Raw genomic sequence first — 13,933 nt, 5'->3', positions numbered from 1 at the left:
ATCATGCGTATCAGTACAAGTACCATTTATGAATCTGGCGGTGCCAGGATCAGCGATCTTCAGGTTGGCTTGAACAAAACCCAGCAACAAATTGCTGCTGGCAGGCGCGTGTTGACACCAGAAGACGACCCGATTGCATCGGCCCGTGCGCTGGTGATCTCTCAGTCTGATTCGCTGAATACCCAATTTGCGACGAACCGGCAGAGTGCCAAAAACAATCTCAGCGTATCTGAGAGTGTGTTGTCGAATGTGACTGACACCCTGCATAACATCAAGTCACTGATAGTTCAAGCCGGTAACGGCACGTTCTCTGATGCAGAACGCGGTTATGTTGCACAAGAACTGCAAGGTAATCTGGATCAATTGATGGGATTGGCCAATTCCACAGATGGTACTGGCAATTACCTGTTTTCCGGCTTTTCAACCACTGTTGCACCGTACACCAAAAAACTGGGTGGGGCGACTTATAACGGTGATCAGGGCCAGAGATATTTACAGGTGGACACCTCAAGACAATTGCCATTGAGCGGTGCCGGTACGGCAATTTTTGAAAATATCCGCACGTCCCCCGGACAGTTCAATGTGCAGTCCAATCCTTCCAATGTTGGTGCTGCGGTGGCTGCTGCCACGATCAACACGGCGACATCGGGAAGTTTGACTGGCAATAATTATGAAGTCGCCTTTGATAATCTGGGCACGTCTTTTACTGTCACCAATAAAACCACGGGTGCCGTGGTTGTTCCCTTGACGCCTTATGTCAGTGGATCAACCGTCACGGTGGATGGTATCGATTTGAAAATCACCGATTCTGGTGGCCCGCCGGTCGTGGCACCTGGTCCTGGTGACAAGTTTTCGGTGCAGCCTGGCAATCAGAATCTGTTTGAGACAGTGACTGACATCATCAATGCATTGAATACACCAGCCAATACAGTTGCGGCCAAAAAAGACCTGAATGCGGCGCTGACGCAGGGCAATAATAATATCGACAAGTCGCTCAATAATGTGCTGACTGTGCGTGCACAACTGGGTACGAGTCTGAAAGAAATTGATGACCTCGATAGTGAGGGCGATGCCAAGAGTGTCGCCTACAAGCAGGATCTGTCAGCCTTGCTTGATCTGGATTATGCCAAGGCCATTACCGAACTGAACCAGCAACAAACCACCTTGCAGGCGGCGCAGCAGTCATTTGTCAAGACATCCGGTCTGTCGCTGTTTGACTATATCCGCTGATAACAGCACCCCTGGCTGAGGCATCGCGCCTCAGCAAACTTCCGGGGTAAATCAAATACTTGGGCAGCTACGGCTGCTCAAATTTTTTCCATATCTTCCGAATCCAGCGCGATCACATGGGTCTGCATGATGCCGCGTTCGTCATGCCATTCGCGGATGACGCAAGGCTGGCCTTCTTCATCCAGATCGATGACCTTGAAGAACTGACCTATCATGGATTCAATCAGGATGCGTTCATCTTCCGGGAAGCTCTTGATGAAGCGCTTGTCCAGGTTGATGATACGAACGATGTCACCGACGACTACGGGCTGGTTCTTGCAATCGACGGCGGTGTGAGGTGCTGACATGGTGGTTCCAGTATAAATTATTGACGGATATTGTACTTCCTATGGACCGTTCGCCACAGGATAGTCAATAAAAAAGAGTCTGGCTGCACGTGGCAACCAGACTCTTGTTTTTTCTTCAAAGCAAATCAGTTACTGCTGACAGCCTGCCTGATGATGATCAGTTTCAGGCTGCTTTCTTTTCACGGGCGACCCAGTACAGTGCAAAAGCGATCAGTACATAAGGGATCAGTGACAGCGCATCGGCATTGGCACCTTCAAAGAAAGGATTATTGGCCGTGGCCCAATCACCTATTTTCTTGTCGAAGTCTGTCAGGATACCGGCGGTAAAGGCAATCACGATACCTGCCAGTGCGCCGCCAGCGATGTAGCCGGAAGACAGCAGCACGCCGGAACTGCGGTCACCGGCAGCCTGTTTCTCTTCTTCGCTCAGATGCTGATTGTGTTCCAGCTTGTTATTGCGACGGTCCACCGCCCAACGTATCATGCCGCCGATAAACAGCGGGGCAGAGGAGGACAGTGGCAAATACACGCCAACTGCAAAGGCCAGCGATGGTATGCCTGCCATTTCCAGTACGACTGCAATCATCACGCCAAACAGAACCAGAGTCCATGGCAGTTGACGATCCAGTATGCCCTTGATGATGTAAGACATCAGCACGGCTTTTGGTGCATCATATTTCTTGACTTCAGTACCGTCAGGGCGCTTGTTGTAAGCACCATTGATGCCCGGGTCAACCAGATACACCGCTTTGCCGGCATTGTCGACAAAGTATTTGCCGGCAGGGCCACCAACGTTGTCATTCTTGTGCCAGACCTTGTATGTGCCTTTGTCTGTTTCGGCCTGCGGGCCTTGCAATTGAGCAGTGTCGGTCAGTTTGGACGCATCGGTCACCAGTGCTGGTGCCACCTGGGCTGCTGGTACATACACGGTACCGGAATCATTCAGTTTCAACAGAATAGGACCAAGGATCAGCGCAGAAGAAAACGCGCCCGCCAGAATTGCATATTGTTGCAGACGTGGCGTGGAACCGACGATGTAACCTGTTTTCAAATCCTGCGAGGTGGTACCGGCATTACTGGAAGCGATACAGACGATAGCGCCGACAGACAGGGCGGTGACATAGTATTGACCACCGGTCCAGCCCATGATCAGGAAGATCAGACAGGTGAACAGCAGGGTCGCCACTGTCATGCCAGAGATGGGATTGGAAGATGAACCGATCTCACCCGTCAGGCGGGAAGATACAGTCGCAAACAGGAAACCGAATACCAGGATCAGCAAGGCACCCAGGAAATTCATGTGCAGCGGTGTGGCGAAAGTGATGACGGCGATGATGGCCAAGGCACCAATGACCACCCATTTCATGGGGATGTCCTGATCAGTACGCACTGGTGCAGCAACGGCAGCAGCACCCTTGCCCAGGCCAGACAAACCGGCCGACAGGCTGCGCCAGATGGTTGGCATGGCACGCACCAGGCTGATCAGGCCACCGGCAGCAACCGCACCGGCACCGATGTAAAGGATGTAGGCACCACGCACATCATGCGCGCTCATCTGGCTGATGAGCTTGACACCCGGCGCCAGTGGTACGCTCAATGCGTCACCAAAGAACTTGATCATGGGGATCAGCAACAGGTAAGACATGACGCCACCTGCGGCCATGACGGCAGCAATGCGCGGGCCGATGATGTAACCGACGCCCAGCAATTCTGGTGATACTTCAGCACCCAGTGAGCCACCTTTGAGCGGCGCACCAAACACGACTTCGGGCGTATCTTTCCAGCCTTTCAGTGCGACGTTGGCGATTTTATACAGCAGGCCGATACCAAAGCCGCCAAAGATGATGGCGGCACGCTTGCTGGCATCATCCAGCGCGTTCGGGTTATTTTTTTCACCGGCTGCTTCGCGGGATGAATCCGTTGCGGCGGCTTTCAATACCTCGGCACAGGCTGTGCCTTCCGGGTATTTCAGCTCATCGTGTTTTTCCACGATCATGGTTCTGCGCATGGGGATCATGAGCAAGATGCCAAGCAGACCACCCAGGCAGCCGACCAGCATCACGCGCGAGATTTCCAGGTCAAAACCCAGAATCAGGATGGCTGGCATGGTCACACCCAGGCCAAAAGCCAGCGATTCACCGGCAGAACCGGCAGTCTGGGTAATGCTGTTTTCCAGAATGGTGGCGTCTTTTGCACCCAGTTTATTACTTAGGCGGAACAGGGTAATGGCGATCACTGCAACCGGGATCGAGGCGCTGACCGTCAGGCCGACTTTCAGCACCAGGTAAAGTGAAGACGCACCGAAGATCATCCCCAGCACCACGCCCATGATCAGGGCGCGTGCGGTCATTTCGGGTAGTTGGGCCGAATCGGGGATATATGGTTTAAACCCCGGCTTGGTACTGGAGGCTGACATTTCTTTTGGCATTGGTGTACCTGTATTGTTGTCAAATTGAGGTAGAAAAAGGCGGATATTTTTTCAGCCTGGCGAATTACCGGACTTTTCCGTCTCCCGGAAAAGCCCGATGAAAAAACATAAATAATCGCGCATTATCTCGCTTTTCTTCGTCAATTTGCAATGCCGTGATCACACTTGCTGCATCTCTTCCTGTTTACTTAGCGTTGGCAGGGCGGTAATGCCACGGATGACCGGGTTTTTGCCTGCAATATATGCCAGCAGCAGGGCACAGGCACCCGCAAAACCCAGCGAATAACGCAGGCCCAGATGTTCGCCCATCCAGCCACCGATCAGGGCGCCGGGTCCGGCCGGTATCAGTATCAGCCAGCGCATGGTGCTGGTCATGCGTCCCAGCATGGCCTCTGGCGTTACCGCCTGGCGCAATGCCAGAAAGTTAATAAAAATCAATACGCCACCAATGGAAAAACACATCAGCATGAAACCAAAGGCAGCGATACCCCAGTTATTGGCCGGTGCCAGTGCCAGCAAGCCCCAGCCCACACCGCAGACGGCAACTCCCAGCACCATGCAGGGGCCAGGGCCAATGCGGCGGCTGATGCGATAGCCATACACGCTGGCAATAATGGTACCTATGCCCATGCCCATATAACTCAGGCCAACCGCCTGTTCCGACAGGCCCAGTTCACGGGTGGCAAACAAGATCTGCACTACCAGGGCGGCGTTATAACAAAGTTGCCAGCCGCCGACCGTCATTGCCAGTGCGATCAGCAAGGGTTTGTTGGTGACAAAGGACAGGCCAGCCTTCAGGTCACGCCAGAAATGCGCGTCTTCCCTCGGCATACGTACTTCATTGATATGGATGCCACGTAAGATCACTGCAGATGTCAGCAGTAGCAGGGCATCTGCCAGCAAGGCCAGCGGTGCACCCATCAGTTTGATCAGCGCCCCTGCAGTTGCCGGGCCGGCGACTTCTGCGCCGGAGGTGGCCAGGGCATTTTTGGCATGGGCTTCAACCAGGCGGTCACGCGGCACGATTTGCGTCAGCACGATTTGCGAGGCTGAACCGGCGGTGGTATTGACCATGCCTATCAAAAAACCGACCACATACAGCCAGGTCATGCCCAGATAGCCCAGCCACCATGCCAGTGGCACACTGGCAACCGCCAGTGATATCGTGATTTCACCAACGATATATACCGGCAGTTTGCGCACCCGGTCCAGCAGCACACCGGATGGCAGTGACAGCAAGACGAAGGGCATTATTTCCATAAAGGTCAGTATGCCCATCTGTGAAGGACTGGCGTGCAGCAATATGGCCGCCGTCAGCGGCAATGCCAGCATGGTGACCTGGGCACCGAAAGAACTGATCAGTATCGATGTCCATAAACGGCGATAGATCAGATCACGTAATAGATCCCGCTGGGAGAGGGAAAATAAATCAAAAATTTTATTTATCATAATTAACAAACACAATGTGCTGTCTGTTCATTGCTGTGTGCATGATGAATGCATCACACATGAAGAAATGCCAAATGCTGTTGGATGACAAAGAATATGGAAAGACTGTGCCGGATCGGCCAGCGTTTACAATATGGTCATCAGGAATAATGTCAGGGGACTGGAAATTTCCAGAGCCAGAGCTTGCTGCATAAGTTCCAGGCTCTGAGGTCGCTTTCGCATGTTTTTATTGACGCGACCTGTAAATAGATTGTATTGATATTGATTAGTTCCCGCCAGTGAAAAAAATGATGTTTGAAAAACCAGTAGTGATGATTGACTTTGAAACCTCGGGCATGACGCCAGAGCAGGGTGGTCGTGTGACCGAGGTGGCTGCCTTGCGTATTGTCGGTGGTGAAATTGTGGATCGCTATGTATCCCTGATCAATTGCCGTGTGCGCATACCCTACTTTATTACCGAATTGACAGGCATTACCCAATCCATGGTGGACCATGCCCCGCCCGTTTCGGAAGTCATACCGGAATTGGTGGAATTTATCGGCAGCGACGCACTGGCAGCCCATAACGCCAGTTTTGATGAGAAATTCTTGCTGGCAGAAAGTGATCGCCTGGGGCTGTGGCCTGCTTACGATGGTGTCATCTGTTCTGTGAAACTGTCACGGCGTGTGTTTCCGGGACTGAACAGTTATTCGCTGGGGCCGCTGGCATCGTCACTGGGCATACGCTTTAAAGGTTCGGCCCACAGAGCGGAAGCAGATGCTGAAGTGGCTTCCAAACTCATGCTGCGGATCGCCTCCGAATTGGGTGAGCGCTATGGCTTCAATGGCATAGACCCGCGCCTGCTGCAAGATGTGAACAAGCTGACAGCAGCCAAAGTACCTGCTTTCCTGAAAAAGCAAAGTGCCGGGCCAATAGCTGAAGTGATTCCCTCCGTGTCAGCAAAGGCTGGCAAAAGTATAGCTACCAACAAGACTGCCGCACTACAGCGCTATCGTCACTACAAGGGCGGTATCTACGAACTGGTCTGCGAGGCAACCCAGGAATCTGACTTGAGCACGGTGATCGTCTATCGTTCACATGATGGCAGTGTCTGGACCCGGCCCAAGGCAGTGTTCTTTGAAACGCTGGAAATCAATGGCGTGAAAGTGCAGCGCTTCACGCCTATTGCTGAATAACTCGTCAGGCTCTTGCAGTTTGGCCAGGCCCATCGGTAATCAGCTTGCGCAATACCGGGATCAGCACGACCAGAACAATGCCAACACCAACGCTGCCCCAGCCCAGTACCGAGAAGATGTAATTATAGGTAGGGTTGGTCAGCGAAGGCAGGCCTTCCGTCGCTTCCGGTATCAGGCCCGAGAATTTGCTGGACAGGATGGATGCCGTGCCGGTCATCAGCATCCATGTACCCATCATCACGCCCTGGTACTGGCGCGGCGCCAGCTTGCCTATCATGGCGTAGCCGATAGGTGAGATCAGCAATTCAGCCAGGCTTTGCAACAGATAACTGATGAAGATCCATTTGAAGGCGACCAGGCCATTCATGGATGCCGTTTTTATACCCAGCGGCAGTACCAGAAAGGCGATGCCTATCAAGATCAGGGCGGCAGAGAACTGGCGCGGGACATCAATATTCCAGCCGCGTGCGCGCAGCTTGTCAAACAACACGGCCATCAGCGGGCCGCCAACCATGATGACGAAGCTGTTGATGTTCTGTATCCATTGCGGCGCAATTTCATAGCCCCAGACCATGCGATCCACATTGTTGACGGCGAACAGTTGCAAGCCCATGGGCGCCATCTGGTACAAGGTCCAGAATACCAGTGAACCCAGGGTCAGCACGAGATAGGCGCACATGTTTTTGCTCTCGCGCTCATCACTGTGGATGGCGGTCAGGGCAGTCAGCATCAGGCCAATGATGACGCTGATTATCATCACCAGATCACCCGTACCTTCTGCCCTGTGTAACATGAATTCGACCAGTGGGACGAGGCCGGCCATGACCAGCAGACCCACCAGAAAACGCCAGCGGAACTGGCGCGGTGTCGCATCCAGCAGCGTCGTGTTCAGGTCAGACAGGACGCGCCAGTTGATGGCTGCCAGCACGATGGCCATGAAATTGCCGATGGTGGCAAAAATGAACAGGCTGGAATAATCTTCCAGTAACTGATAATAACCAGCTGCGGTAAAGCCGATGAAAAAGCCCAGATTCATCCCGGCATAATTCCACAGGAAGGCACTTTCGCGACGATTGTCTTCCGGTTTGAAACGCTGAGTCAGCATCAGGTTCAGACAGGTGACGTTGAGGCCGCTGCCCGTCAGGAAGAAAGCCAGGCCCCAGTACATCATGCTGGACGTGCCTACAGAAATGGTGGCACAACCGACGACTTGCAACACCATGCCGCCGACAAACAGGTTACGGTTACTGATGAAGCGGCCAGCCAGATACCCGCCAAACAGGTGCAGGCCATAATTGAATGCGCCAAACACGCCCATGATGGCCGTCGCATCTCTGGTACTGAAGTTCAGTTTCTTGGTGGCATACAAGACCAGGGTGGAATACAGTACGGCGAAACCGAGGGTGGCGAAAATCTGTATGAAAAACAGGGCGCCAGCACCTTCCGGTATGGCTGCTATTCTTTGTTTAATTGTTGACAAGTGGCCTCCGGGGCGTCAAGTTTGCAGGCATTGTAATGCAAAGAATCTCGTCCAAGTCCTCTAAATGTCATGCGGATGTCATACAGATATCTTGTGGCTGCCGGCCTGCAGGTAAGGGGAGATTCTGGTATGTTGCTGCGTGTGTGCATGGGCACGGCAAGCAGCTCCTTAATTTTGAATGTGAAGCAATGGATAGTATTGACCTGGAAGTATTGAAAACCTGTGACGCCTGGATACGTGCCGGCATGGCCTGTGAACTGGTTACGGTCGTCAAAACCTGGGGCTCCAGCCCAAGACCCGAAGGGGCGACACTGGCGATAGGCGGTAATGGGCAGGTGGTCGGTTCGGTATCCGGTGGCTGTATAGAAGATGACCTGATAGAACGGGTGCAGCGCGAAGGCATCGTGCGTGAACTGCCGGAACTGGTCACCTATGGCATCACCGCTGACGAAGCCCACCGTTTTGGCTTGCCCTGCGGCGGTACCATACAGTTATGTATAGAGCCACTTTCTGCCCGCAGCCGTATCAGCGAATTGTTGCAAAGGCTGGAACAGCATGAATTGTTGTCCCGGCAACTGGATCTGCATACTGGCGAGGTCAGGCTGGAGACTGCTTCACCATCACAGCAACTGGTGGCAACCGAAGACCTGCTCTTGACCGTGCATGGACCGCGCTGGCGGCTGCTGATCATCGGGGCCGGGCAGTTATCGCGCTTTTTGGCCAGTATTGCGCTGGGCATGGATTATCAGGTGATCGTTTGTGATCCGCGCGAAGAATATACCAATGGCTGGCATGTCGATGGCGTCAAACTCGTCCACGCCATGCCGGATGATCTGATACTCGACATGCAGCTCGACAGCCGCAGTGCAGTCGTGGCACTGACGCATGATCCCAAACTGGACGATCTGGCCCTGATGGAAGCCCTGAAGTCAGAGGCTTTCTATGTCGGTGCCATAGGTTCCCGCGTCAACAATGCCAAACGCAGGGAAAGACTGAAGGAATTTGATCTGAGCGATGCCGATCTGTTGAAACTGCACGGCCCCATAGGTTTGTATATAGGCAGCAAGACACCGGCTGAAATTGCCATCTCCATCCTGGCTGAACTGACCGCAGTGAAAAACAATGTGCTGTTGCCGGCAGAAGTCAATGTGGCCCATGCCAAGGCGGCCATGGCATGAGAAATTATGCTTTTCGCCTGGTGAATGTCTTTGCTGAAAGCCAGTTTGGCGGTAACCCCCTGTGTGTCTTTGAGCAGGCAGATGGCTTGACAGATGTCGAGATGCAATTACTGGCAAGGCAATTCAACTTGTCGGAAACCAGCTTTATCCTGCCGCCAGAACAGGCTGGTGCCAGCGCCAGGATGCGTATTTTTACGCCGGACATGGAAATGGCTTTTGCCGGTCATCCCAGCCTGGGCACGGCCCATGTGGTGAAGCAATTGCAGGCTGGCGACACGCAGTTCGCCCTGGAATGTAAGGCTGGTCTTATTCCCATGGCGCTGGATCAGCAGGGTATCTGGACTTTGGTGGCACCATATCGTAGCGAAGTACAGCATGGTGGGGTGCAGACCCGCCCTTGTGAGCTGCCACCTGCACAGGTAGCAGCCATGCTGGGCTTGCAGGAAACGGATTTGCTGTCTGCCCCGGTCTGGGTAAATACCGGCAGTGAACAATTGCTGGTGCCACTGAAATCTGCCGCCGCTGTGGCTAAAGCCCAGCCGGATAGTGCGCAACTGGCAAGTTGGCCAGCCAACCGGGTGGGGCGCAGAATGGCCTATGTGTTTGCCTTTGATGAGCCTGTAGAGTCCAATCCGGAGCCCAGGCAGGTCACGGCGCGTTATGTCTTTGCGCGCTCGGATGGTGGTTTTGGCGAAGACCCCGGCACCGGTTCTGCTTGCGCCAATCTGGGCGGCTGGTGGATGGCGCAGGGGCAGGTGGTGCCGGTCAGCATGGTAATTAGCCAGGGCGTGCAGATGGGGCGGCCTTGCCGCTTACACCTTGAAGTGACAAAAGATCAAGCCATACGGGTCGGTGGCCGGGTAATAGAAATCGCTCAGGGCCAGGTGCAAATCGAATAAACCTGTGCCAAACAGCATATATCGGCAAGAAATCCGGTATAAATCAATATAAGCACGGGAAGAGCAGACGTAAATCCTTTAAAATAGCGACTTCATTCATTTGCACTGAGAATTCCGTGGTACAACGCCAATTGCTTCTGTCATTGCGTTGGTGGCCCGGTTCAGGATATTCCCCCTATGAGCATGTCTACTACCCAGGAAATCGTTGCCGAATTGCGCGCTGGCCGCATGGTGATACTGGTTGATGAAGAAGATCGTGAAAACGAAGGCGACCTGATTATGGCCGCCGAATTCGTCACCGCCGAAGCCATCAACTTCATGGCCAAGTTTGGCCGTGGCCTGATCTGCCTGACACTGACTGAAGAGCGTTGCGAACAATTAAACCTGGCCATGATGACCAGTCGCAATGGTACTTCTTTTGGTACCAATTTCACCGTATCCATCGAAGCGGCAGAGGGTGTTACCACCGGTATCTCTGCTGCCGACCGCGCCCGTACCGTGCAGGTCGCCGTTGACAAGAAATCTACTGCGGCCGATATCGTCCAGCCTGGACATATTTTCCCGCTGAAGGCACAAAGGGGCGGTGTGCTCATGCGTGCCGGCCATACCGAGGCTGGTTGTGACCTGGCTGAACTGGCTGGCCTGACGCCGGCATCCGTGATTTGCGAAATCATGAAGGATGACGGCACCATGGCCCGTCTGCCTGACCTGATCGAGTTTGCCCGTGAACATGGCATGAAAATCGGCACCATTGCTGATCTTATCCATTATCGCAGCCAGACAGAAAGCATCGTTGACCGTGTTGCCGAGCGTGAAATGCATACCGTGCATGGCAGCTTCAAGGCGATTGTTTACCGTGACAAGCCTAGCGGCTCTGCCCATCTGGCGCTGGTGCATGGCGATATCACGCCAGAAAAAGCGGCCCTGGTGCGTGTGCACCAGCCGGTTTCGATACTTGATTTGCTGGAAAGCCAGGCTACCACGCACTCCTGGAACGTGGCAGCAGCCATGGCCGCCGTCCAGAAATCGGATTCCGGCGTGATCGTCCTGCTCAATTGCGAAGAAACCGCCGAGCAGATGTTTGACCAGTTCAAGGCGCTCAATACACCAGAAACGAAACCCGCCAGCCGCGCTGCTCGCATGGATTTGCGCAACTATGGTATCGGCGCACAGATTCTGAAGGATGTGGGCGTTGGCAAGATGAAATTGCTGGCCAATCCACGCAAAATGCCATCCATGACAGGATTTAATCTGGAAGTTGTTGGTTATTTGGACAAGCCTTGCTCTGACAAACCGTGATGAGAGCGAAAGGCCGGTGATGAAGCCGCTGGCCTGATATGCTGCCTTCATCCCCATATCAATTATCAAGCGCTACAGCGCAAGAAAGAACATCATGACAGTAGGACATTACGAAGCAAATCTGGATGGCGCAGGTGTACGTGTCGGTATCGTACAGGCGCGCTTTAACGAAAACGTCGGCAAGGGTTTGCTGGATGCCTGCCTGGCTGAACTGTCATTGCTGGGTGTATTGAACGAAGACATCCTGCATGTGACCGTACCAGGCGCACTGGAAGTGCCACTGGCACTGCAAAAACTGGCAGAAACCAACCAGTTTGATGCCCTGATCGCCCTGGGTGCTGTCATCCGTGGTGAAACTTACCACTTTGAACTGGTATCGAATGAATCTGGCGCAGGTATTACCCGCGTTGGTCTGGATGCCGGTATCCCGATTGCAAATGCCATTCTGACCACCGAAAACGATGAGCAGGCAGAAGTACGCATGCAGGAAAAAGGCCGTGATGCCGCCCGCGTTGCCGTAGAAATGGCCAATCTCACCCTGGCACTGGAAGAACTGGCAGAAGCCACAGAAGACGTGCACTATGATGCCTGATCGTTCTTGCGACGATCACCCCAGCTTTAAAAAATGTAAGAGAAGATATGAATAATAAATCCCAACATGCCAATCCAAGCAAAACCCGCTCGCCACGTCACCGTGCGCGCGAATTTGCCTTGCAAGGCCTGTATCAATGGTTGTTGAACAATGAAGATTCGGGTTCGATTGAAGCCCACATCCGTGAAGCCCACGGTTTTGACAAGGCTGACAGAGAGCATTTTGATTCTCTGCTGCACGGCGCGATCAAGCAATCCATCGCCCTGCGTGAAGAAATCGCTCCCCTTATTGACCGCAGCATTGCCGAACTGTCACCGATAGAACACGCCGCTTTGCTGATTGGTGCTTACGAGCTCAAGAATCATATTGAAATCCCTTATCGCGTTGTCATCAATGAAGCGGTAGAGCTGACCAAATCATTTGGCGGCCTGGATGGTCATAAATATGTGAATGGCGTGCTGGACAAACTGGCCTCCAAATTGCGCGCTGCCGAGGTTGCTGCCGGCAAATAAGCGCGAAAGCACTATCGTATAGAGTGAATGCCGTCTTATTTCTTCAAGAATAAGACGGTTTTTTTATAAATACAGCACCAACAAGTTTTTTTCAGGATACTGCATGCACAATCATCTTGCCTCCAGACTCGACAATATTGCCCCTTTCCATGTGATGGAACTCATGAAGATGGCAGCGGCGCTGGAAGCCCAGGGGCGTCACCTCATCCATATGGGGATAGGCGAGCCAGACTTTACTGCACCGCAGCCTGTCATCGATGCCGCCACCAGGGCCATGGCCGATGGCCGTTTGCAATATACATCGGCACTGGGTTTGCCAGCGCTGCGCCAGGCTATTGCCGATGATTACCTGCGTAACTATGGCATACAGGTGCCGGCCAGCCGTATTATTGTGACTGCCGGTGCCTCTGCCGCCTTGTTGCTGGCATGTGCTGCCCTGGTCGAGCCGGGCAGGGAAGTGTTGATGCCTGATCCCTGCTATCCCTGCAATCGCCATTTCGTGGCGGCCTTTGAAGGCAAGGCCAAATTAATCGCCAGTGGTGCCGCACATCGCTTTCAGTTGACGGAAGCCATCGTACGCCAGCATTGGGATGCGCAAAGCAGCGGTGTCTTGCTGGCATCACCGTCGAATCCTACCGGCACCTCGATTGAACATGCTGAACTGAAGAAAATCGTGGCAAGCGTCAAGGAACTGGGTGGTTTTACCATCGTTGATGAAATCTACCAGCGCCTGTCCTATGACGACGCGCCGTTTTCTGCCCTGTCACTCGATGATGATGTCGTAGTCATCAACAGCTTCAGCAAGTACTTCAATATGACAGGCTGGCGTCTGGGCTGGCTGGTGGTGCCGGAAAGAATCGTGCCGCAATTGGAAAAGCTCGCACAGAACCTGTTCATCTGCCCTTCATCGGTGGCGCAATATGCAGCACTGGCCTGTTTTGAACCAGCCACCATCGCTATCTATGAAGAACGCAAGGCAGAATTCAAGCGCAGGCGCGACTATATCGTGCCCGCCTTGCGTGAACTGGGCTTTGGTGTGCCGGTTACCCCTGACGGCGCGTTCTATGTATATGCTGATTGTTCGGCGTTTTCAGATGACGCAGATGCATTTGCACGTCAGGCGCTGAATGAGGCAGGGGTGGTGATTGTGCCCGGCCTGGATTTTGGTCCGGCGACGGCGCATACCCATGTCAGAATTTCGTATGCCAATTCTTTGGAAAACCTGCAGGAAGCCGTCGCGCGCCTGAAGAAATTCCTGGTCAGGAAGTAGCGCAGGGCGGATAGCCAAATAAAAATGCCGCCAGCATTTTCACGCTGACGGCATTTTTATACTTGAAGAGGTGT

General features: G+C 53.4%; 12 protein-coding genes. 8 read left to right on the top strand and 4 right to left on the bottom strand.

Annotated features, from left to right (window positions below; genetic code table 11):
• Positions 1-3: 3 nt before the first annotated feature.
• Positions 4-1,230 (top strand): flagellar hook-associated protein FlgL, encoded by a 1,227-nt coding sequence (gene flgL, locus H8L32_RS02760; RefSeq protein WP_186945621.1) that lies wholly within the window; start codon positions 4-6, stop codon positions 1,228-1,230.
• A 77-nt stretch (positions 1,231-1,307) separates the two neighbouring features.
• On the opposite strand, the gene H8L32_RS02755 is transcribed toward flgL, so the two are convergent.
• The 3 genes from H8L32_RS02755 to H8L32_RS02745 form a co-directional block, all read right to left on the bottom strand.
• Positions 1,308-1,577 (bottom strand): hypothetical protein, encoded by a 270-nt coding sequence (locus tag H8L32_RS02755; protein WP_186945620.1) that lies wholly within the window; start codon positions 1,575-1,577, stop codon positions 1,308-1,310.
• Between the two features lie 163 nt (positions 1,578-1,740).
• Positions 1,741-3,993 (bottom strand): OPT family oligopeptide transporter, encoded by a 2,253-nt coding sequence (locus H8L32_RS02750; protein WP_186945619.1) that lies wholly within the window; start codon positions 3,991-3,993, stop codon positions 1,741-1,743.
• A gap of 171 nt (positions 3,994-4,164) precedes the next feature.
• On the bottom strand, positions 4,165-5,454 hold the full coding sequence (locus tag H8L32_RS02745) for an MFS transporter (protein WP_186945618.1): 1,290 nt from the start codon (positions 5,452-5,454) through the stop codon (positions 4,165-4,167).
• 290 nt (positions 5,455-5,744) lie between these two features.
• Between H8L32_RS02745 and H8L32_RS02740 the strand changes: the two genes are divergently transcribed.
• Complete coding sequence (locus tag H8L32_RS02740; RefSeq protein WP_186945617.1) at positions 5,745-6,629, top strand: DUF1653 domain-containing protein; 885 nt, start codon at positions 5,745-5,747, stop codon at positions 6,627-6,629.
• A 4-nt stretch (positions 6,630-6,633) separates the two neighbouring features.
• Here the strand turns inward: H8L32_RS02740 and H8L32_RS02735 are convergent, their stop codons facing one another.
• Positions 6,634-8,109, bottom strand: coding sequence for a peptide MFS transporter (locus H8L32_RS02735; RefSeq protein ID WP_186945616.1), 1,476 nt, complete (start codon positions 8,107-8,109; stop codon positions 6,634-6,636).
• Positions 8,110-8,297: 188 nt separating this feature from the next.
• Between H8L32_RS02735 and H8L32_RS02730 the strand changes: the two genes are divergently transcribed.
• From H8L32_RS02730 to H8L32_RS02705, 6 genes are all read left to right on the top strand, one after another.
• Entirely contained in the window at positions 8,298-9,287 is a 990-nt protein-coding gene (locus H8L32_RS02730) for an XdhC family protein (protein WP_186945615.1), read from the top strand.
• Positions 9,284-10,186 carry a PhzF family phenazine biosynthesis protein gene (locus H8L32_RS02725; RefSeq protein WP_186945614.1) on the top strand — a complete coding sequence of 301 codons (903 nt, stop codon included), beginning with the start codon at positions 9,284-9,286 and terminating at the stop codon, positions 10,184-10,186. Before H8L32_RS02730 ends, H8L32_RS02725 begins: the two co-directional genes overlap by 4 nt.
• Positions 10,187-10,363: 177 nt before the next feature.
• Positions 10,364-11,485 (top strand): bifunctional 3,4-dihydroxy-2-butanone-4-phosphate synthase/GTP cyclohydrolase II, encoded by a 1,122-nt coding sequence (gene ribBA / locus H8L32_RS02720; RefSeq protein WP_186945613.1) that lies wholly within the window; start codon positions 10,364-10,366, stop codon positions 11,483-11,485.
• Between the two features lie 94 nt (positions 11,486-11,579).
• Positions 11,580-12,077, top strand: a complete 498-nt coding sequence (ribH, locus tag H8L32_RS02715) for a 6,7-dimethyl-8-ribityllumazine synthase (protein ID WP_186945612.1) — start codon at positions 11,580-11,582, stop codon at positions 12,075-12,077.
• A gap of 47 nt (positions 12,078-12,124) precedes the next feature.
• Positions 12,125-12,589 carry a transcription antitermination factor NusB gene (gene nusB, locus H8L32_RS02710; protein WP_186945611.1) on the top strand — a complete coding sequence of 155 codons (465 nt, stop codon included), beginning with the start codon at positions 12,125-12,127 and terminating at the stop codon, positions 12,587-12,589.
• A 103-nt stretch (positions 12,590-12,692) separates the two neighbouring features.
• Positions 12,693-13,859, top strand: a complete 1,167-nt coding sequence (locus H8L32_RS02705) for a pyridoxal phosphate-dependent aminotransferase (RefSeq protein WP_186945610.1) — start codon at positions 12,693-12,695, stop codon at positions 13,857-13,859.
• Positions 13,860-13,933 lie beyond the last annotated feature (74 nt).

This window comes from Undibacterium hunanense, from assembly GCF_014284335.1.
Lineage (GTDB): Bacteria > Pseudomonadota > Gammaproteobacteria > Burkholderiales > Burkholderiaceae_D > Undibacterium > Undibacterium hunanense.
Note: the sequence above shows the minus strand (reverse complement) of the source record. Positions and strands in the feature narration are given on the sequence as shown.

Excerpts from the sequence above, each read along its gene's own strand:
- flgL (WP_186945621.1), top strand. The coding sequence starts at position 4 with ATGCGTATCAGTACAAGTACCATTTATGAATCTGGCGGTGCCAGGATC.
- H8L32_RS02755 (WP_186945620.1), bottom strand. The coding sequence starts at position 1,577 with ATGTCAGCACCTCACACCGCCGTCGATTGCAAGAACCAGCCCGTAGTC.
- H8L32_RS02750 (WP_186945619.1), bottom strand. The coding sequence starts at position 3,993 with ATGTCAGCCTCCAGTACCAAGCCGGGGTTTAAACCATATATCCCCGAT.
- H8L32_RS02745 (WP_186945618.1), bottom strand. The coding sequence starts at position 5,454 with ATGATAAATAAAATTTTTGATTTATTTTCCCTCTCCCAGCGGGATCTA.
- H8L32_RS02740 (WP_186945617.1), top strand. The coding sequence starts at position 5,745 with ATGTTTGAAAAACCAGTAGTGATGATTGACTTTGAAACCTCGGGCATG.
- H8L32_RS02730 (WP_186945615.1), top strand. The coding sequence starts at position 8,298 with ATGGATAGTATTGACCTGGAAGTATTGAAAACCTGTGACGCCTGGATA.
- H8L32_RS02725 (WP_186945614.1), top strand. The coding sequence starts at position 9,284 with ATGAGAAATTATGCTTTTCGCCTGGTGAATGTCTTTGCTGAAAGCCAG.
- ribBA (WP_186945613.1), top strand. The coding sequence starts at position 10,364 with ATGAGCATGTCTACTACCCAGGAAATCGTTGCCGAATTGCGCGCTGGC.
- ribH (WP_186945612.1), top strand. The coding sequence starts at position 11,580 with ATGACAGTAGGACATTACGAAGCAAATCTGGATGGCGCAGGTGTACGT.
- nusB (WP_186945611.1), top strand. The coding sequence starts at position 12,125 with ATGAATAATAAATCCCAACATGCCAATCCAAGCAAAACCCGCTCGCCA.
- H8L32_RS02705 (WP_186945610.1), top strand. The coding sequence starts at position 12,693 with ATGCACAATCATCTTGCCTCCAGACTCGACAATATTGCCCCTTTCCAT.